Raw genomic sequence first — 24,480 nt, forward strand, 5'->3', positions numbered from 1 at the left:
AAAATAATGAAATCCGATAAACGCTCAAACGAACCGATATTCTGGGGCATATTCGGTGCCGGCGGCATGTGGAGTGCGGTTTTCGCGCCGGTAATGATATTGCTCGTAGGCATTTTACTGCCGCTCGGCCTGCTGCCCGACGGCGTTTTAGATTACGAACACGCCCTCTCTCTCGCCGGCAGCCCGTTGGGGCGGATTTTTCTTTTTCTTACCGTAAGCCTGCCCGTGTGGTGCGGCATGCACCGCATCCATCACGGCCTGCATGATTTGAAACTGCATCTGCCTGCCGCCAAATGGCTGTGCTACGGGTTTGCCGCCCTTATCAGTGTATCGGCCTTAATCATGGCATGGATGCTGTAATTAAAACGACGGCGGCACGGTCGCGAAAACGGATACCTGCGTCCACACCGCCAAGCACTTCATAATATTCAGGCCGCCGATTGAGGTTCAGGCCGTCTGAAAACTCCCGAAAACCGTTAAAGCGGGCTACGGCAGATAAAACCGCAGCCCGCTTCCAAACATCGTTTACATCTGTTTAACGGTACTCGATACCTTGCGTATCTTTGCTGATGCGGGTGCCCGCTTCTCCCGCCACAATGCGTTCGATATCGCTCAGTTCGCCGATAACCGCCGTTTTTCCGGTGTTGCGGGCAAAGTTGACTGCCGCCTGAACTTTCGGCCCCATCGAACCGCTGGCGAAACCGATTTTTTCGATTTCGTCGGGATGCGCCGCACGCACGGCTTTTTGTTGGTCGGTGCCCCAATTGAGATACACGCCGTCAACATCGGTGGCGATAATCAGCAAATCCGCATCAATCGAAGAGGCCAACAAGGCCGTGGCAAGGTCCTTGTCGATAACGGCTTCGGCACCGCACAACCTACCCGACTCGTCGTAATAAGTCGGAATGCCGCCACCGCCGCCGCAAATTAAGATGTAGTTGTTTTCGATTAATGTTTTCAAAGGTTTCAAGCCAAAAATGCGGGTGGGCAGCGGGCTGGGCACAACGCGGCGGTATTTGTCGTTATCCTGAGCCATAGTCCAACCTTTTTCGGCGGCAATCGCATCGGCTTCTTCCTTGCTGTATACGGGGCCGACGGGTTTGCTCGGTTTTTGGAAAGCCGGGTCTTTGGGATCGACTTCGGTTTGGGTGATTACGGTGGCCAATGATACGTCTTTCGGCACGAAATTGGCCATTTCCTGTTGGATCATATAACCGATCATGCCGACCGATTCCGCACCCAATACGTCCAACGGATACATCGGCACTTCTTTGTAAGCATTGCTTTGCAAAGCCATCAGGCCGACTTGGGGGCCGTTGCCGTGGGTAATGATCAATTGGTTGCCATCATAAACTTTGGCAATCTGTTCGCAAGCAATGCGCACATTGGCACGTTGGTTTTCGGAAGTCAGCGGCTCGCCGCGTTTCAAAAGGGCGTTGCCGCCCAAGGCTACAACTATTCTCATGATGATTTCCTTTTATATTCGCTTAGATGGGCATGCCTGAAAACATGCCCGTTTTTCAAAAACCTGTTTCAGACGGCCTTATTGCACAGCCTTGCCGCACGGCCTTGGGGTTTGCCTTTGATACCTTCTTCGAGCGTGTAAACCTCATTGCCGCGCAGAAAAGTATGCGTGATGCGGCAACCCACTTCAAAACCTTCGTATGCGCTGATTTTGTTTTTATACAGTAGTTTATCGGCGGTAATGGTATAAGACCGGTTGGGATCGAGAATGACGATGTCGGCATCTTTACCCAAACTCAGCGCGCCTTTGTCGATTAAACCGAAGCGGTTGGCCGGTTGGGTGGCCAGCGCATTCATCAGCGTAACCGGACTGATATTGCGTTTTTTCACCGCCGCATCAAACATGGCATCCACGCTGTTTTGGCAGCCGCTGATACCGCCCCATGCTTCAAATGCGTTCGGGCTGGATTTCAAATCGGGCGTACACGGCGAGTGGTCGGAGCCGATGATGTCGATGATGCCGCCTGCCAACAATTCCCACATTTTTTGCTGGTGTGCTTTATCGCGTATAGGCGGCGAACATTTGGCTTTGGCACCGATGGCATCCAAATCTTCGGTTGCCAGCAAGAAATAATGCGGGCAGCTCTCAAAGCTGGCATCCACACCGCGTGCTTGGGCTTCCAACACCGCTTCGACGGCTTCATGGCAACTGCAATGTGCAATGTGTATGCGGCAACCGGTTTGCCCGGCGATATACAGCACACGGCGTACCGCCTCCACCTCGGTAAATATCGGGCGGCTGGCAACATAGTCGGATACCGAAGTTTTGCCTTCCGCTTTAGCTTTGCGGCCCAGTTCGTCGGTAATCGTGGCGTTTTCGCAATGCACCACCAGCAAATCACCCGTTTCCGCCAAAGTCTGCATACCGACATACAGTTCGTAGTCGGTTACGTTTTTAAAGTCGCCCGGCTTGCCCGAACCGCAAGTGGCTACGAAGGCTTTGAACGCGCCCACGCCTGCTTGGGAAAGCGCTTTCAGGTCGTTCAGGTTGTGCGGCACCAAGCCGCCGAAAAACGTATAATCGACATGGTTTTGCCCTTCCGCAGCCTGACGTTTGATTTCCAAGCTTTCCAAGTCGATTGTAGCGGGAATAGTGTTCAGCGGCATTTCAACATAAGAGGTGGTACCGCCGGCCGCCATAGCCTGTGTTCCGGTCCAATAGCCTTCCCATTCGGTACGGCCGGGTTCCGAAATATGCATATGCACGTCCACCATGCCGGGTAAAACATACTTATGGCCGGCATCAACGGTTTTCTCAGCCTCATCTTCGATTTGCGGGGCAATGGCGGCGATTTTGCCGTCTTTCACTGCAATGTCTCCATGCAGCATCTGGTCGGGCAAAACCAACAAACCGTTTTTAATCAATAAATCGTACATTTTAAACCTCCTTTTTTTCAGACGGCCTGCCGTTACTTCACTTAGGCCGTCTGAAAATCCGAACTGTCAAATTTTTGTTATAAGGCACCTACACCGGCAGATTGCATAAAATAAAGGGCAATGCTGGCAAGGATTCCGAGCATAAGCATCAGCGGAGTGTAAAAACGCAACCATTTACCGTATTCGACTTTGGCAATCACCAAGGTAGCAACGAAGAAACCTGAAGTCGGGAAGAAAATATCGGTAAGCTGTCCGCCCCAAGCATTCGCCGAAACCACTGCCTGTTGGGAAATATCGAGCAGGCTGGCCAAAGGTGAAATAATCGGCATGGTCAACACGGTTAATGCGGTAGCACCCGGAATCAGGAAGTTAAACAGAGATTGCTCCCAGAAAATCGCAATGGCGGTGAGTTCGGGCGGCACGGAGCGCATCATGCTTTCCAACCAAAACACCAGAGTATCGGTAATCACGCCTTTATCCATCACCACGGCAATCGCAGAAGCCACTCCGCACAGCAGCGCAGCAACCATCATATCGCGCATACCGGCGTTCACATCATCACAAATCTGTTGGGCAGACTTGCCTGAAATAGCGGCAGCGGCAATACCGATAAAAAGGAACAAACCGCCGATGGCTTCGAAACCCAAGTTGTTTTTCAGAATCATGGCGATGGCAATCGGGAACAGCACCATGCAGGCAATACCGGCATATTTTTGACGTGCAGTAAACACCACATCGCCTTTTTCAGCCTCTTCTTCGGCAAATTTGGCACGGATTTCATTATCGCTTTCGTATGTCAGGCTGGCTTGCGGATTATGTTTTACTTTAAGTGCATAACGCATCACATAAAGAATCGCGATCACTACCACGGCCACCAGAATCACGGCGCGGAACGGCGAACCGGAGAACATCGGCAACTGGGCGATTTGTTGGCCTACACCCACGGAACCCGGAATGGTCAAACCGAAAGTAAAGCCCATACACGGACCCAGCAAAGCTACGGCCGTCGCAGTCATGCCGTCGTAACCCAAGCGGTAAAACAACGGCAGCAGCACCGGCAGGTAAGCCAATGAAAGCTCAGGTACGCCGATAAAAGCGGCCAATCCTGCAAAAATACTGATCAGAATCGGAATCACCAGAATATCTTTATTACCCACGGCAGTGCTTAATTTCTGCACGCCCATGTCAATCAGGCCTGCGCGTTTAATCAAACCCATACAGCCGCCTACCATGAAAGTGAGGAACACGATACCGGCCGCACGTTTCAAGCCGTCGGAAATCGCCGTTACCACATCCATGAAGCCGACAGGTTGTTGTTCGACGGTATGGTAGGTTCCGGCCACCACCAGTTTCTGTACACCGTGAGAGGTTTCTACCATCTCGCGGTTGTATTCACCTGCCGGAATAATGTAGGTAAACGCAGCAGCCACAAGGATAAATATGGCCAGCACGATATAAATATCGGGCATCTTGAAAGACTTTTTAGGTTTTTGCGTACTCATGACACAACTCCTGAAATCTTGACGTTTTAAATATAAAAGGCTGCCCCTGCACCGGCAGCGGCAGCCGTTGCTTTTTAACAAACCGGTTAATTCACACCGACAACAGCACTTAACAGTGCCATCCTCACCGCTACTGAGAAACCGATAGCACGGAAATATAATTGGTGCTCGGTATTGTCGATGCCGAAATCGAATTCGCCTGCGTTGCGCGGCAGCGAATGGTGCACACCCACAACCTTACCGCTTTTCTCTTTAATGCGTTTGAGCATATCCAGGGAAATGTAGTAGTTCATCATTTTCTTCATGAAGTCTTCACGGTTCGGGTCGTCTTTTTTCAGAGAGCTGCCCGGCAGATAAATCAAGTCGACACCGTTTTCCGCATAGAGTTCTTCGTTTTGTTTTTCCGTCAGGTCGAAATGTTCTTCAAAACGTGCACCCATTGCAGTCAGCTTGTTACGCACCACTTCGGGCGTACGCAATTCGCTGGTGCCGGTATAGATGATTTTTGCGCCCATGGATGCCAACGCCAAAGCGAACGATTGGCCCGAACGTGCGCGGGATAAGTCGGGGGTGGCGATGGCAACGGTGGCGTTGCTCAAATCACCGAACGCACGCCAGCAAGTGTAGCTGTCCAACAAACCTTGCGTCGGGTGGGTAACGTGGCCGTAGCCGCCTGAAATCACCGGCGAAACATATCCGCCCAGTTCGTCCAGCGCACCCAAACATTCCTGATCGTCAGGGTGGCGCATCACGATTACGTCGGCATATTCGGAAGTAACGCGCAAGGTGTCGTATAGGCTTTCGTTTTTTGCTACCGCCGCATTGTGCGTGGGGTCGGACTCGGTAATCACTTGGCCGCCCAAACGCAGCATGGCGTTTTCATGGCTGCAACGGGTGCGGGTGGAAGGTTGGAAAAACAGGGTGTACAGCACTTTGCCGTCCAGCAGTTTCAAGCCGGTGCGCATATAGGGTTCCAACATTTTCGCCGCTTCAAACAAAGCCAAAATTTCTTCGCGTTTGAATTCATCCAAAAACGTAATGTTTTTGCCGCGCATATTGGTGGCTGCCAAAGTTTCACGGATATCAAGGGGTCTGAAATTTTTATCTAAAGCCATGATTAAATTCCTTCACTAAATTGAATTATTGATACGAAAACATCAGATTTCCACATCGCGGTGGCAGTCTTTAGAATAAATGTAGCTGAATGGCCCGCGTCCTACGGCATAAGATGCTTGTTTGCAATATGGGCCGAACCAAATAAAGTCCTCCTCTTTAATCAAATACCAATTTTCGTCCAACAGGTAGCAACCTTGTCCCTCATATACATAGGCACCGTGTTCTTGCACATGGGTTTCGATGATGTTGTGACTGGCTCCCGGGTCGAAACTTAAAACATGCATGTTCATATCGAAGTTTTGCTCTACCGGCAGCAAATCTTTAATATGGACGTTGGCCATGCCGTCATAATCCGTCCATTCGATATCATTGACATTGCCAAACACGGTATAAGGTTTCAAACCGGCCGGATGTTCGATATAACGTTGTTTGTACAGCAGGATACGACCTGCTTTGTGGTTGGCGTTTTCAAACTGGATACCTACCCCCGGAGGAGAATACGCATAGCCTCCTTGGGTCAGCGTGCGGCTTTCGTCGCCGACGGTTACTTTCAACTCCGCTTCACCGTCGAGCAGATAGATAAAGGCTTCTTCATGGTCTTTCGCACCATAAGCCAGTGTAGTTTTTGCGTTCTCTCCCAACTGGCCGATCAATTGCACAAAGCTCGCACCCATTTTCGGCGTGGCCAGAATGGTCATCAAACAATCTTCGATTCCCGGAATCACATTGATTACACGGCCTTCCGGCGTAATGAATGCATAATTTCCATGTTTGACTACTGAACGGTTTTTCAAAATATCTTGTGGATAGCCTGGCATTTCTTTCTCCTAACTAAACTAACGGTATGTTTTGCTTTCGAACCCAATATACTGCTAAACACCCCGCTTATCTCTTGTTCATCATGACAATGAGTTGTCTTTGCACGCCAAACTTGATTCCGCTTACTGCACCTAAAGAAAGCAGGCGCAAAAAACAGGCCGTCTGAAAGATTTCAGACGGCCTGCTTATCAAAGCTGCGGTATTAATAAAAAAACTATCCGCCCAAAGCAGCCAACACTTCGGCTTTAACGGCATCAACGGCCTGCGTGCCGTCTACCTTGATATATTTCGGTGCGTGTTCGCCGGTTAATTTACTGTAAAAACCAATCAACACCGCCGTTTGGTCGTGATAAACCTCAAGGCGCTTTTTCACCGTTTCTTCTTTGTCGTCATCGCGCTGAATCAAGTCTTCACCGGTAACGTCGTCTTTACCCTCCACTTTCGGCGGATTGTAAGAAACATGGTAAGTACGGCCCGAAGCCAGATGCACGCGGCGGCCGCTCATACGGTCGACAATTACCGCATCCGGCACGTCGATTTCAACCACCGCATCCAAATTCACACCGGCCTCAACCATCGCCTCGGCTTGCGCCAATGTGCGTGGGAAGCCGTCGAACAAAAAGCCGTTTTTGCAGTCGTCCTGCGCGATCCGCTCTTTAACCATGCCGATGATGATGTCGTCGCGTACCAAACCGCCTTCATCAATGATTTTTTTCGCCTCCAAACCCAACGGCGTGCCGGCCTTAATCGCCGCACGCAGCATATCACCGGTGGAAATCTGCGGAATGCCGAAAGCCGCCGTAATAAATTGAGCCTGTGTGCCTTTACCCGCACCCGGCGCGCCAAGCAGTAATACTTTCATTCTGTGTTCCTTGAATATTGGTCAAGATAAGAAAAACGCTTCAAGGCTTATCTTAATATGGTTATGCCGTTATGAAAAGGCTTGCGATGTTTTCAGACGGCCTCATACACAACCTAAGGCCGTCTGAAAACCCGATGAAAACTTTTTCGAAAAGCAGCGATTTATGCGATAATCTGCGCCGAAATCCTTACCATCATTCCACACGGAAACATCATGTCAGACGAAAAAAGCAAAGCATTAGCCGCCGCGCTCGCGCAAATCGAAAAAAACTTCGGCAAAGGCTCCATCATGAAAATGGACGGCAGCCATAAAGACGAAAATTTAGAAGTCATCTCCACCGGTTCACTCGGTTTGGACTTGGCACTCGGCGTAGGCGGCCTGCCGCGCGGCCGTATCGTCGAAATCTTCGGCCCCGAATCATCCGGTAAAACCACCCTGTGCTTGGAAGCCATCGCCCAATGCCAGAAAAACGGCGGCACCTGCGCCTTTATCGATGCCGAAAACGCTTTCGACCCCATCTACGCCCGCAAACTCGGCGTGAAAGTAGAAGATCTGCTCGTTTCCCAACCCGACACCGGCGAGCAGGCGCTTGAAATCTGCGACATGCTGGTACGCTCCGGCGGCGTGGATATGGTCGTGGTCGATTCCGTAGCCGCGCTTGTACCCAAAGCCGAAATCGAAGGCGAAATGGGCGACAGCCACGTCGGCCTGCAAGCCCGACTGATGAGCCAAGCCTTGCGCAAACTCACCGGCCACATCAAAAAAACCAACACCTTAGTCGTATTCATCAACCAAATCCGCATGAAAATCGGCGTGATGTTCGGCAGCCCCGAAACCACCACCGGCGGTAACGCGCTGAAATTCTACGCCTCGGTGCGTCTCGACATCCGCCGCACCGGTTCCATCAAAAAAGGCGACGACGTTTTGGGTAACGAAACCAAAGTCAAAGTCATCAAAAACAAAGTCGCCCCGCCTTTCCGCCAAGCCGAATTCGACATTCTCTACGGCGAAGGCATCAGCTGGGAAGGCGAACTGGTCGATTTGGGCGTGAAATACGACATCGTTGAAAAATCAGGTGCATGGTACAGCTATAACGGAGCTAAAATCGGCCAAGGCAAAGACAACGTGCGCGTGTGGCTGAAAGAAAACCCCGAAGTGGCCAACGAAATCGACGCCAAAATCCGTGCCAAAGTGGGCGTAAATGTCCAAATTACCGAAGGCACATTAGACGATACCGACGGCGAAAAGCCGGAAGAGTAATTTGGTTTGAGTAAATAAAAAGGCCGTCTGAAAACCATTTCAGACGGCCTTATTGATTGATTTAATCTTCTGCTTCCTGTCGTTTTTTCGAAGCCCAATAAGAAGCCAGCAGTGAACCGGAAATATTGTGCCATACGCTGAAAATCGCGCTGGGCACGGCGGCAAGCGGGGTGAAATAAGCGGCGGCCAAAGCGGCACCTAAACCCGAATTTTGCATGCCCACTTCGATGGACAAGGTTTTTTGCACATCATAAGGCAACCTGAACAACTTTGCTGTGAAAAAGCCGAGCAAATAACCGACGGCGTTATGCAGCATCACCACCACTAAAATCAGCATGCCGCTTTCGAGGATTTTCGGTTTGCTCGCTCCGACCACTGAACCGATAATCAGCACAATCGCCGCCACCGATACCAACGGCAGCACATCGACGGCAGCTTCCGTCTGCTTTCTGAACAAAGTATGCGCCACCACGCCCAGCACTATCGGCAACAGCACAATTTTTAAAATCGACACAAACATCGCCGAAGCCGAAATATCGAGCCATTGATTCGCCAACAGATAGAAAACCGCCGGCGTGAGCACCGGTGCGATCAAGGTGGAAACCGACGTTACCGCCACCGAAAGCGCTACATTGCCGCGTGCGAGATAAGTAATCACATTCGATGCCGTACCGCCCGGACAGGAACCCACCAGAATCACGCCCACGGCAATTTCGGCAGGCAGATTCAACCCCAATGCCAACGCATAGGCCGTCAGCGGCATAATCACAAACTGTGCCGCCACGCCGATTAACACTGCTTTGGGATGTTCGCCCAAAATCCTGAAATCACGCGGTGAAAGCGTCAACCCCATGCCGAACATAATGATGCCCAGCAGCATGGGAATATACGGCAGCACCCACTTAAACGTATCGGGCGCGATAAATGCAATTGCGGCAAACAAAGCGGCCCACAACGCAAAAGTTTGGCCGACCAAGCGGCTGAATTTGGCCAATGTTTCCATTTCTCGTCCAAGAATATGCAAAACGCCAAGAATACGCCAATTTACTTGATGCCGCGATAAAAGTTTTACAGGCGGTTTCATTCAGAGGCCGTCTGAAACACGCTATAATCCATCCGTTAAATAAAACTTCTGCCTCCAACCGTTTCAAACGGCCCGAATAATGAATATTGAGTTACTGCACCGAAAAATCAGCAACAGCGACTATCTGCGCCTGATTACCATCAACAGCGAAAACTTCAGCACGGCGGAACACGAATTGCTGGGCGAAATCCTCAGCGGTTTCGAATTCGATGTCGTGCAAGAGCAGGCATTGGCGCAAGCCGTGATGCAGCAGGCTAGGTTCGACCCCAACGCCCTGCATATCGAAGACGATGACGAAGACATCACCGGCGTATGCCCGCACTGCATCAACCCGCCCATGCCGCCGCTGCGGGATTATCTGGTCTGGCGGCAAACCCGCGACAGGGCTTAAAACCGATAATTCGAGAGGTCGTCTGAAAGCACGGTTTTCAGACGGCCTCGAAACCTTTTACTACACGAGCCGTATACCATGCTGCAAACCGACAATCTCAGTTCTGCCCAACCGCAACGCATCATCACCGCCCAAAGTATCTCCGCCCAAGAAGAGCTGCTCGAACGCGCCCTGCGCCCCAAATCATTGGGCGACTATATCGGCCAGCACAAAGCCAAAGAACAGCTCGCCATCTTCATCGAAGCCGCCAAAAAACGTGGCGAAGCACTCGACCACACCCTGCTGTTCGGCCCGCCCGGATTGGGCAAAACCACGCTGGCACACATCATCGCCAAAGAATTGGGGGTAAACCTGCGCCAAACCAGCGGCCCCGTACTCGAACGTGCCGGTGACTTGGCCGCCCTGCTGACCAACCTCGAGCCTCACGACGTATTGTTTATCGACGAAATCCACCGCCTCAGTCCCGTGGTGGAAGAAATCCTCTACCCCGCACTCGAAGACTACCAACTCGACATCATGATCGGCGAAGGCCCCGCCGCCCGCTCGGTGAAAATCGACCTGCCGCCGTTCACGCTGGTGGGCGCAACCACCCGCGCCGGCATGCTCACCAACCCGCTGCGCGACCGTTTCGGCATCGTTTCCCGTTTGGAATTTTACGAACACAACGACTTGGCCACCATCGTCGCCCGTTCCGCCCAGCTTTTGCAGTTGAACATGGGCGAAGAAGGCGCAATGGAAATCGCCCGCCGCAGCCGCGGCACGCCCCGCATCGCCAACCGTTTGCTGCGCCGCGTGCGCGATTACGCCGAAGTGAAAAATCAGGGATTGATTAACGCCGAAACCGCCGATGCCGCCTTAAGCATGCTCGATGTCGATGCGGTGGGCTTGGACGTGATGGACAGGAAATTCCTCGAAGCCGTCATCTACAAATTCAGCGGCGGCCCGGTCGGATTGGAAAACATTGCCGCCGCCATCGGCGAATCCACCGACACCATCGAAGACGTTATCGAACCGTATTTAATCCAACAAGGCTTCCTGCAACGCACCCCGCGCGGGCGCATGGCTACCGAACGCAGCTACCTGCACTTCGGCGTGAGCATGGATAAATAAGGTTTTCAGACAGCCTCAAACGTTTAAAAAACACTCAACTTGAAACTTTGCCGGTTTACCGATGCCCGCTTTGCACCCGTGCTTTGTAGGCCTCTTGAACCGGCCTGATTTTTTCCAAACGCGCTTTGTCGATCGCCTCGGCGATTTTCTGCGGCGTTCCGGCATGGGCGGCGGCAATGGCAGCGGTGTCGATATCGTTTGCCGCCGCCAGCAAATCCAGCCAATGTTCGCGTTGCGGATACGGCGAGTTTTCACGGTTCAGACGGCCTCTGGTATCGGCCACGCATACGTTCAAGGCCGTCTGAAAACGTTCGGGGCGGCGCAGCGCGTCTACTTTTTTCAAAGTATTTAACACGGTAGCCGGCCTGAATTCGCCGACGCTGTGCAACATGATGTGCCAGCGGCAAACCAGTTCGGCAAGTTCGGCGCAATGTTTGGGCACTTTCCAGCGCGCATTGACGGCGCGGACAGGTTCGACACCGGCAAGGTCGTGCCCGTGGTGTTTGGGCAGAATGTCGGCAGGCGTTCGCGCTTTGCCCAAATCGTGCAGCAGCGCGGCATAACGTTCAGGCAAGCTCAAATCCATATCGGCGGCACATTGCAGCACCATCATGGTGTGGATGCCGCTGTCTACTTCCGGATGGTAATCGGCACGCTGCGGCACGCCGAAAAGCGCATCGACTTCGGGCAGCAATATTTCCAACGCGCCGCATTCGCGTAAAATTTCAAACATACGACGCGGCTGCTTTTCCATCAGCCCTTTCGCCAACTCCTGCCATACCCGCTCGGCCACCAGCGCGTCCGCTTCGCCGTTTTCCACCATCCGCTTCATCAGTTCCATCGTTTCCGGCGCAACGTCAAATCCGTAGCGGGCGGCAAAACGGGCGGTACGCAAAATCCGCACGGGGTCTTCGGCAAAAGCAGGGGAAACGTGGCGCAGGATTTTATGCTGCAAATCCCGCCGCCCGCCGAAAGGATCGATAACGAGGCCGTCCGAATCCTGCGCCATGGCGTTGATGGTTAAGTCGCGGCGGAGCAAATCCTGCTCCAGCGTTACGTCTTTGGCAGCGTAAAACGCAAAGCCGGCATAACCTTTGGCGGTTTTGCGTTCGGTACGCGCCAGCGCATATTCTTCGTGGCTTTCAGGATGGAGAAACACCGGAAAATCTTTGCCTACCGGCTGAAAGCCTGCCGCCAACATATCGGCCGCGTCCGCCCCCACCACCACCCAATCGCGGTCGGTAACGGGCAGGTTTAACAAAGCATCGCGCACGGCTCCGCCGACTAAGTAAATCTGCATGATAAAAAGGCCGTCTGAAAAAATATTGTGTGATTGTATAGCAAACCGCACCACCCTGCTTTTCAGACGGCCTTCGTATAAACCCTGTATAATGCCGTCTGAAACCTTTACAACAAAGCAAAACATGGCAAACCAACGACTTATCTACGGCTTTCACGCCGTTAACGCCCGTTTGTGGCAAAACCCGAAAAGCATTACCGAGCTGTATGTCCAAGAAGGCAAACACGATACCCGCACCCGCGAAGTGCTGGAAAAAGCCGCCGCCGAAAACGTGCGCGTGCATTTTGCCGCCGCCGAACGCTTAAACACCATCAGCAAAGGCGCGCGCCATCAAGGGGTGGTCGGCTTTATCGACGCATCCAAAAACCACGTCCACCTTGAAGACGTGTTGGAAAACCTGCGCGAACCGGCGCTGCTGCTGGTGCTCGACGGCATCACCGACCCGCACAACCTCGGCGCGTGCCTGCGTACCGCCGACGCGATGGGCGTTCACGCCGTGATTGCACCGAAAGACAAAAGCGCGGGGCTGAACGCCACCGTGAGCAAAGTAGCCTGCGGCGCGGCCGAAACCGTGCCCTACATCACCGTAACCAACCTCGCCCGCACCCTGCGCGAATTGAAAGAATACGGCATCTGGGTGGTCGGCACCGACATGGGCGGCGAGTCCGATCTCTACCACGCCAAACTGCCCGAAAGTATCGCATGGGTGATGGGCAACGAAGGCGAAGGCATGCGCCGCCTCACCCGCGAACATTGTGACATGCTCGTTTCCGTGCCCATGTTCGGCACGGTGGAAAGCATGAACGTATCGGTAACGGCGGGCATGGTGTTGAGCGAAACCCGCCGCCAACGGGTGTTGAGCGCCGAGAAATAAACCGTTTCCGTTTAAAAGGCCGTCTGAAAATTCCTTGCGGAAACCGTTTCAGACGGCCTTTTTACCGTTCCCGCCGAAAACATTGAATTTTCGCCGATAGCCTTTATCATTTACCTGATTGAAACAACAAAGGGGGGCAACTCATGATCGCTTGGTTTATCGCCGCCATATTGGTGCTGATTTTAGAACTGTTCGTCGGCACGATTTACCTGCTGGTGGTCAGCGCCGCCCTGTTCGGTGCCGGCATTGCCGCATGGCTGTTCGACAGCCTTAGCATCAGCATCGTCACGGCTGCCGCGCTTTCTGCCGTGGGCATCTGGTGGGCGCACGGCTGGATTAAAAAACACCGCCGCCCGCCCGTGGAAGAATCCGCCCGCAACGATTTGGACATCGGGCAAACCGTGCAAATCAACCGCCACCTGCACGGCAATCTGTATGAAGTGCATTACCGCGGCACCGTGTGGCATGCTCAGGCCGACAATGGTGCCGATCACGCTGCCGGACAAACTGCCGTTATCACCGGCAAAAACGGCAATATTCTGCTTATTCATCTGCATTCATCATCAAACTAAGGAAAAACCATGGATTTCAGCCTGTTTCTCAGCTTTCCCATCCTGATTCTTATTGCCGTTGTCGTATTCGGCTTCAAATCGTTTACCGTTGTGCCGCAACAGGAAGCCTATGTAGTCGAACGCTTGGGCCGCTTCTATAAAATCCTTAATCCCGGCCTGAACATTCTGATTCCGTTTATCGACCGCATCGCCTACAAGCACACGTTGAAAGAAATCCCGCTCGACGTGCCGAGCCAAGTGTGTATTACCCGCGACAACACCCAGCTTACCGTCGACGGCATCATCTATTTCCAAGTAACCGACCCGAAACTCGCTTCATACGGCTCGAGCAACTACATCATGGCGATTACCCAGCTTGCCCAAACCACGCTGCGTTCGGTTATCGGCCGCATGGAATTGGACAAAACCTTTGAAGAACGCGACGAAATCAACAGCATTGTCGTTTCCGCGCTCGACGAAGCCGCCATCTCGTGGGGCGTGAAAGTGTTGCGCTACGAAATCAAAGATTTGGTGCCGCCGCAAGAAATCCTGCGCGCAATGCAGGCGCAAATCACTGCCGAACGTGAAAAACGTGCCCGTATCGCCGAATCGGAAGGCCGCAAAATCGAGCAGATCAACCTTGCCAGCGGTCAGCGCGAAGCTGAAATCCAACAGTCCGAAGGCGAAATGCAAGCCGCCATCAACGAATCGAACGGCCAAAAAATCGCCAAAATCAACCGTGCCCAAGGTGAAGCCGAAGCCTTGCGCCTCGTGGCCGAAGCCAACGCCGATGCCATCCGCGCCGTTGCCGATGCCCTGCAAACTCCGGGCGGCAACGAGGCCGTGAACCTGAAGGTGGCCGAGCAATACATAGAAGCCTTCGGCAAACTGGCCAAAGAAAACAACACGCTGATTATGCCCGCCAACGTGGCCGACATCGGCGGCTTGGTTTCCGCCGGCCTGAAAATTGTCGAAGGCAACAAAACAGTTAAATAACAAGGCATAAGATCGGCTCCGGCCAAAGAAGCAAAAGGCCGTCTGAAAAACTTTAAATAGCTTTTCAGACGGCCTTTGTAAAAAAATAAACATAACATATTAATATTTACGTTAGTTAACAACTCTAACATTTCTTGACAGCTTTTGTTTTCCGAAACAATATAAGGCCTTCCAATCAGGAGAGTGAAATTATGTCCCAACAATCACACCATCATGACCCCTACGCGGGATACCGCGAGCTAACCTTACGCGGCATGATTTTAGGTGCGTTGATTACCGTTGTTTTTACAGCTTCCAACGTCTATCTCGGCTTAAAAGTCGGCCTCACTTTTGCTTCTTCCATTCCTGCCGCAGTCATTTCAATGGCGGTTTTAAAATTCGCCAAAGGCAGCAATATTCTTGAAAACAATATGGTACAAACGCAGGCTTCGGCTGCGGGCACGCTTTCCACCATTATTTTTGTTCTTCCCGGCTTATTAATGGCCGGTTACTGGAGCGGCTTTCCATTTTGGCAAACTTCCCTGCTGTGCATGGCAGGCGGTATTATGGGGGTTATTTTTACCATTCCTTTGCGTTATGCCATGGTGGTTAAAAGCAACCTGCCCTACCCCGAAGGAGTTGCAGCCGCAGAGATTCTGAAAGTAGGCAGCGGCGAACAGGAAGACGGTGCAGCGGGAGGCAGAACGCCCCGAAACGGCGACAGCGGCATTAAAGAAATTGCTGCGGGCAGCGTGCTGGCCGGTTTGATGAGCTTTCTCAGCAACGGCCTGCGCGTGATTGCCGACAGCGCCGGCTATTGGTTCAAATCGGGCAATGCCATTTTCCAACTGCCGATGGGCTTTTCGCTCGCCTTGCTCGGTGCGGGTTATCTGGTGGGGCTGACCGGCGGCATCGCCATCTTGTTCGGCATCTTTATCGCATGGGGCGTGGCCGTACCTTATTTCTCGTCTTCGGTTCCGCAACCAGCCGATATGGAAATGGCCGCTTACGCCTTGCAACTTTGGAAAGAAAAAGTGCGCTTTATCGGCGCAGGCACCATCGGTATTGCCGCCATTTGGACACTGATTACGCTGTTCAAGCCGATGATGGAAGGCATGCGCCTCTCGTTCCGCGCATTCCGTAGCGGCACGCACGCCTCTACCGAACGCATCGAGCAGGATTTGTCGCCCAAAGCCATGATTTTATGGACTTTAGGCATGATGTTGGTATTGGCGTTCAGCTTTTACCACTTTATCGAAGCGGCCGCCATTCCCGCCGGCTTGGCTTGGCTGCTGGTTATCGTGTGTACGCTGCTCACTTCTTCTATCGGCTTTTTAGTCGCCGCCGCCTGCGGTTATATGGCCGGTTTGGTCGGCTCTTCATCCAGCCCGATTTCCGGTATCGGCATTATTTCCATTTTGGCCATTTCATTGGTATTGCTGCTGATCGGCGATTCGTCCGGCCTGTTTGCCGACGAAGGCAGCCGCCAATTTATGCTTGCGCTTACCTTATTCTGCGGTTCGGCGGTGATTTCTGTGGCTTCGATTTCCAACGACAACCTCCAAGATTTGAAAACCGGCTATCTGGTTAAAGCGACACCGTGGCGGCAACAGGTTGCACTGATTATCGGCTGCGTGGTCGGCTCGCTGGTTATCGCACCCGTGTTGGAAATCCTTTATCAGGCTTACGGCTTTACCGGCGCATTGCCGCGCCCGAATATGGACGCATCCCAAGCACTCGCCGCCCCGCAAGCCACGTTGATGACCACCATCGCCCAAGGTATTTTTGCACACAACCTGCAATGGACATACATTTTCACGGGTGTTGTCATCGGTATCGTCCTGATCATCACCGACTTGGTGCTGAAGAAAAGCTCGGCACACAAACTGAGCCTGCCCGTGCTGGCGGTGGGCATGGGTATCTACCTGCCTCCTTCCGTCAACATGCCGATTTTTATCGGTGCTTTGGTTGCCGCCTTCCTCAAATACACCATCCGTTCGCGCTATAGCGATAACAACGAACGCCGCCAGCGCTATGCCGAGCGCACCGGCACGCTGTTTGCCGCTGGTTTGATTGTCGGCGAGAGCTTGATCGGCGTGATTTTGGCCTTCATCATTGCCGCATCCGTTACCAGCGGCGGTTCCGACGCACCGTTGGCACTGGGTTTGGAAAACTGGGAAACCGCCGCCTCTCTGCTCGGATTGGCCGCATTTGCCGCCGGCGTGCTGATTTTCATCAAACGTGTTTTAAACTCGGCCCGCTAACGATAGGTAAATAGGAAAACAAGAGGCCGTCTGAAAAAGCTGTTTTACGGCTTTTTCAGACGGCCTCTTTAATATTTGATGTTGGGATCGAAGGCTTTATCCGCCGTCTTAACTGCTACAAACCCAACTGCTCCCGCATCCAGCGCAGATACGGCACAAAGCCTCTGCTTACCGGCTGCATCAGAATTTGCGGGCAATCGTAGCTGTGGTTTTGCACGATGGTTTTTTCTACCGCTTTATAGTGGCAGCGGGCGGTTTTAATCACGATGCGGATTTCTTCGTCATTGCACAATTCGCCGTCCCACACATATTGGCTGCGGATGGTTTCGTATTGCACGCAGGCGGCGAGACGGTTTTCCAGCAGCAGGCCGCCGATGCGTTCGGCTTCTTCGCGGTTGGGCGCAGTGGTTACGACGACAAAAGGTTTGAATTGGGGCATTTCAGACGGCCTTATCGAAAATTCAGCACAGGCCAGCCTTTTTCTTCGGCTTCCTGCTGCAAGGTTTCATCGGGGTTGACGGCTACGGGGTCACTCACCAAACGCAGCAGCGGCAGGTCGTTTTTGGAATCGCTGTAAAAATAGGTTTTGCCGTAGCTTTCGAGCGTTTCGCCGCGTGCGGCCAGCCATTCGTTCAGGCGGGTGATTTTGCCTTCTTTCAAGCTGGGCGTGCCGACGTAATTACCCGTATAGCGGCCGTCCGAACCGGTTTCGAGCTGCGTGCCGATAATGTTTTCAATGCCGAAGATATGGCAAATCGGGGTGATGATGAATTCGTTGGTGGAAGAGATGACCAGCAGCTCGTCGCCTGCGTTGCGGTGGCTCTGCACCAGCATTTTGGCCATCGGCGAGATGTGCGGGGCGATAAATTCGGCGGTAAATTCGCGGTGCATTTCAGCCAGCTCTTCTTTGCTGAAGCGGCTTAAAGGTTCGAGATGGAATTTAAGAAATTCGTCGATGTCCAAACAGCCGTTTTGGTAGTCGCGGTAAAACTTGTCGTTTTGGGCACGGGTGTATTCGACATCGACCACGCCTTTTTTCATTAAGTATTGCGGCCAAGAATGGTCGGAATCGGTGTTGATCAAGGTGTTGTCCAAATCGAAAATGGCGAGGTTTTTCATTCTGTTTCCTGTTGTTTTAAGAGTTGGCGCAGCAGCGGCAGGGTGATGCGTTTGCCCATCATCACGGCGTAGTTGTCGAGCGTGTCGAGCATCTGCATCAAGCTGTCCATATCGCGCCGCCAGTGGTTGAGCAGGTATTGGAAGATTTCCGGTTCTACGGTTAATTGCCGCGCTGCCGCCATGCTGATTAATGCGTTGATTTTTTCTTGGTCGGTTAAAGGCTTGACATCGTAAACCAAACAATAGCCCATGCGTGTGCGCAAGTCTTCGCGAATCACCAGTTGCGGCGGCGGCACGTCGGCACTCAGCAGCAGAAAGCCGTGTTTGCTGTTGCGAAAGCGGTTGAAGGCTTCAAACAATACCGCCTGCTCGCCGTCGTTGAGTTTGTCAACCTGATCCACCGCCAGATAGTCGGCTTCGAGCACTTGGTCGGTCAGCGGCATGCGGGCGGCATCGATATAAACGGCGTTGTGCCCCGCCTGCAATGCCTGTGCCACCCAAGCCTGCAAAAGATGGCTTTTGCCGGAACCCTGCTGCCCCCAAACGTAAATAAACTGCCCGTGCTGCTGTTGCAAAACGTGCAGAAGTTCGGCGTTGGAAGTGCCCAAAAATTTATCGAACGAAGGGTAATCGCGGGCGGCAAAATCGAATATGAGCTGGTTCACGGAAAAGGTTTTCAGACGGCTTTCAGACGGCACATTGTACGTTGTTTCAACAAACGGCAGCAAGCTGCGGCAGGCGTTTGGCAGGATTTAACGTTTTCACTTAAAATGGCGAACTTCATTCACCATAAGGCCGTCTGAAATCTATCCTGTATCCTTTTCAGACGGCCTATTTTAACCACCGCACCGGAAGCATCCCGATGGAATTTATTTCAGCCATTATCGACTTTATCCTGCATATCGACCAGCACCTTACCGAGCTGGCCGCCCAATACGGCGCGTGGATTTACGCCATTCTGTTTCTGATTATTTTCTGCGAAACGGGGCTGGTGGTTACGCCGTTTCTGCCGGGCGATTCGCTGCTGTTTGCCGCCGGCGGCATTGCGGCCATCGGTGAAATGAATATCCATGTGATGGTGGCGTTGCTGATTACCTCGGCCATCATCGGCGACGCGGTGAACTTTATGATTGGCAAATACTTCGGTGCCAAGCTGTTTGCCAACCCCGATTCCAAAATCTTCAAACGCAGCTATCTCGACAAAACCCACAAGTTTTACGAGAAATACGGCGGTAAAACCATCATCATCGCCCGCTTCGTGCCCATAGTGCGTACTTTCGCCCCGTTTGTAGCAGGCATGGCGAACATGCACTACGGCCGCTTTATCCGCTTCAACGTGATCGGTGCGGTTTTATGGGTGGTGCTGTTTTCCTACGCGGGCTATTTCTTCGCCAATATTCCGGTGGTGAAAAACAATCTGGGTTTGGTGCTGGGCGCGATTATCGTGATTTCGGTGCTGCCCGGCGTGATTGAAATCATCCGCGCCAAACGTGCAGGCAAACGCTCCCGATAATTCCCGCACAGGCCGTCTGAAAAACATTCAGACGGCCTTACGTTTATAATAGGCCGTCTGAAACCGTTTACCCCGAAGGAAGCGCAATGAACCGTATCGCCGCCCTGCCCGACCATCTCGTCAACCAAATCGCCGCCGGCGAAGTGGTGGAACGCCCTGCCAACGCTTTGAAAGAAATCGTAGAAAACAGCATCGACGCGGGTGCGACGGCGGTTGATGTGGAGCTTGCCGGCGGCGGCATCAGGTTGATACGCGTAACCGACAACGGCAGCGGCATCCACGCCGACGACATTTCTCTCGCCCTGCACCGCCACGCCACCAGCAAAATCAAATCGCTCACCGATTTGGAACACGTTGCCAGTATGGGCTTTCGCGGCGAAGGCTTGGCCAGTATCGCATCGGTGAGCCGTCTCACGCTTACCAGCCGCACCGAAAGCAGCGCACACGCCAATCAGGTAAAAGCGGAAGACGGCAAACTCAGCGAAAGCGGCGCGGCGGCGCACCCCGTCGGTACCACTGTGGAAGTGGCCGAGCTGTTTTTCAACACCCCCGCGCGGCGTAAGTTTTTAAAATCCGAAAACACCGAATACGCCCACTGCGCCACCATGCTCGAACGCCTCGCGCTGGCGCATCCGCACATCGCCTTTTCACTCAAACGCGACGGCAAAAGCATCTTCAAACTGCCCGCACAAAGCCTCAACGAACGCATCGCCGCCATCGTAGGCGATGATTTTCAGACGGCCTCTTTGGAAATCGACAGCGGCGAAGGCATCATGCGGCTGAACGGCTTTATCGCCAAGCCCACCTTTGCCAAAGGCAAAACCGACAAGCAGTATTGTTTCGTCAACCGCCGTTTCGTGCGCGACAAAGTGATGCTGCATGCCGTAAAACAAGCCTACCGCGACGTGTTGCACAACGCCCTCACGCCCGCTTTCGTGCTGTTTCTCGACCTGCCGCCCGAAGCGGTGGACGTAAACGTGCATCCCACCAAAACCGAAATCCGTTTCCGCGACAGCCAAGCCGTACACCAACTGGTGTTCCATACCCTCAACAAAGCCTTGGCCGGCACCCGTGCCGACCAAACCGAAAGTGTGAGCAACGCCGGCAGCGTATTGCACGACATGCTGGGCGTAACCATGCCGTCTGAAAACCCGATCGCGTCGGAAAACCTTTCAGACGGCCTTAACCTGACCGCGCCGCCACAGCAACAACATTTCGGCGGCTTCGGCGGCAAATCCGCACCCGCGCCCTATTCCACCGCCCGCGCACCGCAGCAACGCACCCTCTCCCTGCGCGAAAGCCGTGCCGCCTTAAATACTTATGCCGAGCTGTACCGCAAAACCGAATCGGATGAAGACATCGAACTTAGCCAGTTCGAGCAAGCCCGTTTCGGCATCCAAAGGCCGTCTGAAATTCACCCTGAAACAGCAGAACAGCCAAGCAGCACCGATACCGAAAAGCACGATCCCCAAGCCGCCGAACTGCCGCCTTTAGGCTTTGCCATCGCGCAACTTTTAGGCATCTATATCCTCGCCCAAGCCGAAGACAGCCTGCTGCTTATCGATATGCACGCCGCCGCCGAACGCATCAACTACGAAAAAATGAAAAGCCAGCGCAACACCCTCGGCAGCCTGCAAACCCAACGCCTGCTGATTCCCGTAACCTTCGCCGCCAGCCACGAAGAAACCGCCGCGCTTGCCGACCATGCCGAAGCCTTGCGCGAATTTGGCTTGGAGCTTTCCGACATGGGCGGCAACACCATTGCCGTGCGCGCCGTGCCCGCCATGCTCGGCAAAAGCGACGTGGCCTCGCTCGCCCGCGACATGCTGCGCGAAATCGCCCAAAACGGCAGCAGCCAAACCATCGAAGCGCGTGAAAACCAAATCCTCTCCACCATGGCCTGCCACGGCTCCGTGCGCGCCGGCCGCCAGCTGACCCTGCCCGAAATGAACGCCCTCTTGCGCGACATGGAAAACACCCCGCGCAGCAACCAATGCAACCACGGCCGACCCACTTGGGTGAAGCTCACTTTGAAAGAATTGGACGCGTTGTTTTTGCGCGGGCAGTAAATATTGCACACAACGATAAGCAATCTGAAAAGGCCGTCTGAAAACATTATGTTTTGTTTTCAGACGGCCTTAGAGTTTGTTTCGGAACGGTGCAGTGCAGAAAAAAGCTTAAATAAAATTTTCCAACCGTTTTAGCCGATCAATACGGGGCGGCAAGCCTCCTCAAACCGCCTTGCCGCGCTCTGCCAAAACCCGCGCCACGGTATCCACCACCGCTTGGGTTTGCGGATCCACTTCGATATTGATCACATCGCCCGCTTTACGGCCGCCGAATAAAGTCCGTTCTAAAGTTTCGGGAATCAGATGGACGTTGAATTCGGTATCGCCCACCTCGCCGATGGTTAGGCTGCAACCGTCCAATCCGACAAAACCTTTCGTTAAAATATAAGGCTTCAATGCGGCAGGCAATGCAAACCAAATCGTGCGGTTGTGCTCGTTTTGTTCGATGCGGGTAATCGCGGTGGTGGCGATAATATGGCCGCTCATCAGATGCCCGCCGATTTCGTCGCCGAAACGGGCGGCACGTTCGAGGTTTACCAAGCTGCCGGCTTCAAGCGAGCCGAGGTTGGTTTTGGCGAGCGTTTCCGCCATTAAATCGAAGTCCACTTCCCTGCCGTTGATTTTGGTAATGGTCAGGCAGCAGCCGTTATTGGCAACGGACGCACCGATTTGCAGGTTGTGTGCCATTTCTTCGGGCAACTCGACGGTGTGCGTGCGGAAATCGGCAGACGGTTCGCGAACGGCCACAATCCGCCCCATGCCTTGTACAATACCGGTAAACATGTTGTTCCTTGTTTTAAAAGAGTGATGCGGTATTGTATATCATTGTGATACCGCCATCACGCCGTATCCGATATTTCTCCGAACCTATACACAAAAGGCCGTCTGAAAAACTTTCAGACGGCCTCTTCGGAACCAACCGGCTATTTCGCCAAGCGGTATGCTTTGTCGGCTTCCTCAAACTTATCCTGCACTTCTTGCGGTGCCTTGCTCAAAAGCGACACTACCACGATGGCGATAAAACAGGCGATAAAGCCGGGCACGATTTCATAGAGACTGCTGCCGTTTAGCGGCTTCCATGCCACCACAACCGCGGCACCGGCAATCATGCCGACCAGCGCACCGAGAGCAGTCATACGCTTCCAAAATACCGATAAAATCACCACCGGTCCGAATGCCGCGCCGAAACCCGCCCATGCGTAGGACACCAAGCCCAACACTTTGCTTTCGGGGTCGGCGGCGATAATGATGGCAATCACGGCCACGGCCAGCACCATCAAACGGCCGATCCACACCAATTCTTTTTGCGGCGCATCGGGGCGCAGGAAGCCTTTGTAGAAATCTTCGGTAATCGCACTCGAACACACCAGCAGTTGACAAGACAAGGTGGACATCACCGCCGCCAAAATCGCCGAAAGAATGATACCGGCAATCCACGGGTTAAACAGCAGGGTAGTGAGCGCGATAAAAATACGTTCGTTATTGCCGCCCATCGCAACAGCCTGATCGGGATTGCCGCCGAAATAGGCAATGCCGAAATAGCCCACCGCACAGGCACCGGCCAAACACAGAATCATCCACGTCATCCCGATACGGCGGGCGGAAGCCAACGATTTCACGTTTTCGGCCGCCATAAACCGCGCCAGAATGTGCGGCTGGCCGAAATAGCCCAAGCCCCATGCGGCGGTGGAAATAATGCCCGCCAGCGTGGTGCCTGCCAGCAGGCTGCCGTATTCTTTGCTAGTGGAAACGGCCACGCTTTGAATGGCGGCGTTCATTTCATCGGCACCGCCCAACGCCAGATAAACCATTATCGGGGTCAGAATCAGGGCGAAAATCATCAGAGTGGCCTGAATCGTATCCGTCCAACTCACCGCCAAGAAGCCACCGATAAAGGTGTAGGCAATAGTTGCGCCTGCCCCCAGCCACATGGCCTGCGTATAGGTAACGTCAAACAGGCTTTGGAACAAACGGGCTCCCGCCACGATGCCGGAGGCACAATAAATCGTGAAGAAAAACAGAATGATGGCGGCAGAAATCACTTTCATTGCCGCGCCTTTGCTACCAAAACGGTGGAAAAAATAATCGGGAAGCGTTAAGGCGTTGTTATTGTATTCGGTATGCACACGCAGGCGGCCCGCCACCAAACGCCAGTTGAAATAGGCACCCACCGTCAGACCGATGGCAATCCATGCTTCACTCAAACCGCTGACGTAAACCGCGCCGGGCAGACCCATCAGCAGCCAGCCCGACATGTCGGAAGCACCCGCCGACATGGCCGTTACGAAGCTGCCCAAACTGCGGCCGCCGAGAATATAGTCGTCAAAACTGCGGGTGGAATAATAGGCCGCCATGCCGATCAGCAGCACGGCAATCAGATAAATTCCGAAGGTTACGTACATCGGATTAAAATTACCCATATAAACCTCAATTTCTTACTCTTTAAAAAAACCGCTCGCTTCAGGCGATGCGGCATCAATAACGTTTCTTTTTCTGTTTCACAGCCGCCTGAAAACGGTTGTAGCGGCATTTAAACCCACGCTTTGACATTAGTCAATATTTGTTAACGTGCGTTTAACAACGTCGGATTAACGGTTATTCAAGAAGCAAAATGCCGTCTGAAAAAGCCGCTTATCTGTCGTAACAGCCTTTTCAGACGGCCTTCTGCATACTGTTCCGCCCAATCCGCCGATAAAGCCATCCAAGCAGCCGCGCACTCCCAAGCCCTTGTCCAACTGTTATAATGGCCGCCTTAAAAACACGAAGGCGA

The 24,480-nt window shown here is 53.2% G+C and carries 23 protein-coding genes; 10 read left to right on the forward strand and 13 right to left on the reverse strand.

Features of this window, described 5'->3' with window-relative positions:
• The first annotated feature begins 6 nt into the window (after positions 1–6).
• A complete protein-coding gene (gene frdD, locus EL216_RS02380) occupies positions 7–360 on the forward strand; it encodes a fumarate reductase subunit FrdD (protein WP_085389869.1) in 354 nt (117 codons plus the stop codon).
• Between the two features lie 175 nt (positions 361–535).
• On the opposite strand, the gene arcC is transcribed toward frdD, so the two are convergent.
• From arcC to adk, 6 genes are all read right to left on the reverse strand, one after another.
• Positions 536–1,465: a carbamate kinase gene (gene arcC, locus EL216_RS02385; protein WP_085389870.1), complete on the reverse strand. Its 930-nt coding sequence runs from the start codon at positions 1,463–1,465 to the stop codon at positions 536–538.
• A gap of 68 nt (positions 1,466–1,533) precedes the next feature.
• Positions 1,534–2,901 (reverse strand): allantoinase AllB, encoded by a 1,368-nt coding sequence (gene allB / locus EL216_RS02390; RefSeq protein WP_085389871.1) that lies wholly within the window; start codon positions 2,899–2,901, stop codon positions 1,534–1,536.
• Between the two features lie 77 nt (positions 2,902–2,978).
• On the reverse strand, positions 2,979–4,403 hold the full coding sequence (locus tag EL216_RS02395) for a YfcC family protein (protein ID WP_085389872.1): 1,425 nt from the start codon (positions 4,401–4,403) through the stop codon (positions 2,979–2,981).
• Positions 4,404–4,489: 86 nt separating this feature from the next.
• A complete protein-coding gene (locus tag EL216_RS02400) occupies positions 4,490–5,518 on the reverse strand; it encodes an aspartate/ornithine carbamoyltransferase family protein (RefSeq protein ID WP_085389873.1) in 1,029 nt (342 codons plus the stop codon).
• Between the two features lie 42 nt (positions 5,519–5,560).
• Positions 5,561–6,337, reverse strand: coding sequence for a (S)-ureidoglycine aminohydrolase (allE, locus tag EL216_RS02405; protein WP_085389874.1), 777 nt, complete (start codon positions 6,335–6,337; stop codon positions 5,561–5,563).
• A gap of 215 nt (positions 6,338–6,552) precedes the next feature.
• Positions 6,553–7,200: an adenylate kinase gene (gene adk, locus EL216_RS02410; protein ID WP_085389875.1), complete on the reverse strand. Its 648-nt coding sequence runs from the start codon at positions 7,198–7,200 to the stop codon at positions 6,553–6,555.
• A 213-nt stretch (positions 7,201–7,413) separates the two neighbouring features.
• Between adk and recA the strand changes: the two genes are divergently transcribed.
• On the forward strand, positions 7,414–8,460 hold the full coding sequence (gene recA, locus EL216_RS02415; RefSeq protein WP_085389876.1) for a recombinase RecA: 1,047 nt from the start codon (positions 7,414–7,416) through the stop codon (positions 8,458–8,460).
• Between the two features lie 61 nt (positions 8,461–8,521).
• Here recA and EL216_RS02420 read toward each other — a convergent pair whose 3' ends face one another.
• Positions 8,522–9,463 (reverse strand): bile acid:sodium symporter family protein, encoded by a 942-nt coding sequence (locus tag EL216_RS02420; RefSeq protein ID WP_085389937.1) that lies wholly within the window; start codon positions 9,461–9,463, stop codon positions 8,522–8,524.
• Between the two features lie 160 nt (positions 9,464–9,623).
• On the opposite strand from EL216_RS02420, the gene EL216_RS02425 reads away from it, so the two are divergent.
• Together EL216_RS02425 and ruvB are read left to right on the forward strand one after the other, a co-directional pair.
• A complete protein-coding gene (locus tag EL216_RS02425; RefSeq protein WP_085389877.1) occupies positions 9,624–9,935 on the forward strand; it encodes a hypothetical protein in 312 nt (103 codons plus the stop codon).
• Between the two features lie 78 nt (positions 9,936–10,013).
• A complete protein-coding gene (gene ruvB, locus EL216_RS02430; protein WP_085389878.1) occupies positions 10,014–11,045 on the forward strand; it encodes a Holliday junction branch migration DNA helicase RuvB in 1,032 nt (343 codons plus the stop codon).
• A 55-nt stretch (positions 11,046–11,100) separates the two neighbouring features.
• Here ruvB and EL216_RS02435 read toward each other — a convergent pair whose 3' ends face one another.
• Positions 11,101–12,345, reverse strand: coding sequence for a multifunctional CCA addition/repair protein (locus tag EL216_RS02435; protein WP_085389938.1), 1,245 nt, complete (start codon positions 12,343–12,345; stop codon positions 11,101–11,103).
• A gap of 124 nt (positions 12,346–12,469) precedes the next feature.
• On the opposite strand from EL216_RS02435, the gene rlmB reads away from it, so the two are divergent.
• The 4 genes from rlmB to EL216_RS02455 all read left to right on the forward strand — a co-directional run bounded on the left by rlmB (position 12,470) and on the right by EL216_RS02455 (position 17,009).
• On the forward strand, positions 12,470–13,219 hold the full coding sequence (gene rlmB, locus EL216_RS02440) for a 23S rRNA (guanosine(2251)-2'-O)-methyltransferase RlmB (protein WP_085389879.1): 750 nt from the start codon (positions 12,470–12,472) through the stop codon (positions 13,217–13,219).
• Between the two features lie 143 nt (positions 13,220–13,362).
• Complete coding sequence (locus EL216_RS02445; protein ID WP_085389880.1) at positions 13,363–13,791, forward strand: NfeD family protein; 429 nt, start codon at positions 13,363–13,365, stop codon at positions 13,789–13,791.
• Positions 13,792–13,800: 9 nt separating this feature from the next.
• Complete coding sequence (locus tag EL216_RS02450) at positions 13,801–14,766, forward strand: SPFH domain-containing protein (protein WP_085389881.1); 966 nt, start codon at positions 13,801–13,803, stop codon at positions 14,764–14,766.
• 191 nt (positions 14,767–14,957) lie between these two features.
• A complete protein-coding gene (locus EL216_RS02455) occupies positions 14,958–17,009 on the forward strand; it encodes an OPT family oligopeptide transporter (RefSeq protein ID WP_085389882.1) in 2,052 nt (683 codons plus the stop codon).
• Between the two features lie 115 nt (positions 17,010–17,124).
• On the opposite strand, the gene cutA is transcribed toward EL216_RS02455, so the two are convergent.
• Genes cutA through hda form a run of 3 tightly spaced genes read right to left on the reverse strand, consistent with a single transcriptional unit; the run spans position 17,125 to position 18,793 of the window.
• Positions 17,125–17,448 carry a divalent-cation tolerance protein CutA gene (gene cutA / locus EL216_RS02460; RefSeq protein ID WP_085389883.1) on the reverse strand — a complete coding sequence of 108 codons (324 nt, stop codon included), beginning with the start codon at positions 17,446–17,448 and terminating at the stop codon, positions 17,125–17,127.
• 11 nt (positions 17,449–17,459) lie between these two features.
• Positions 17,460–18,128, reverse strand: coding sequence for a histidinol-phosphatase (locus EL216_RS02465; RefSeq protein ID WP_085389884.1), 669 nt, complete (start codon positions 18,126–18,128; stop codon positions 17,460–17,462).
• On the reverse strand, positions 18,125–18,793 hold the full coding sequence (gene hda / locus EL216_RS02470; RefSeq protein ID WP_085389939.1) for a DnaA regulatory inactivator Hda: 669 nt from the start codon (positions 18,791–18,793) through the stop codon (positions 18,125–18,127). Before hda ends, EL216_RS02465 begins: the two co-directional genes overlap by 4 nt.
• A 197-nt stretch (positions 18,794–18,990) precedes the next feature.
• Here hda and EL216_RS02475 point away from each other — a divergent pair, with 197 nt between their 5' ends.
• Positions 18,991–19,641, forward strand: a complete 651-nt coding sequence (locus tag EL216_RS02475; protein WP_085389885.1) for a DedA family protein — start codon at positions 18,991–18,993, stop codon at positions 19,639–19,641.
• An 86-nt stretch (positions 19,642–19,727) separates the two neighbouring features.
• A complete protein-coding gene (gene mutL, locus EL216_RS02480; protein ID WP_085389886.1) occupies positions 19,728–21,710 on the forward strand; it encodes a DNA mismatch repair endonuclease MutL in 1,983 nt (660 codons plus the stop codon).
• A 162-nt stretch (positions 21,711–21,872) separates the two neighbouring features.
• Here mutL and EL216_RS02485 read toward each other — a convergent pair whose 3' ends face one another.
• Together EL216_RS02485 and putP are read right to left on the reverse strand one after the other, a co-directional pair.
• Entirely contained in the window at positions 21,873–22,493 is a 621-nt protein-coding gene (locus tag EL216_RS02485; RefSeq protein WP_085389887.1) for a riboflavin synthase subunit alpha, read from the reverse strand.
• Positions 22,494–22,633: 140 nt separating this feature from the next.
• Complete coding sequence (gene putP, locus EL216_RS02490; protein WP_085389888.1) at positions 22,634–24,130, reverse strand: sodium/proline symporter PutP; 1,497 nt, start codon at positions 24,128–24,130, stop codon at positions 22,634–22,636.
• Between the last annotated feature and the right edge of the window lie 350 nt (positions 24,131–24,480).

Origin of the sequence: Neisseria animaloris (genome assembly GCF_900637855.1) — a bacterium.
Taxonomy (GTDB): Bacteria; Pseudomonadota; Gammaproteobacteria; order Burkholderiales; family Neisseriaceae; genus Neisseria; species Neisseria animaloris.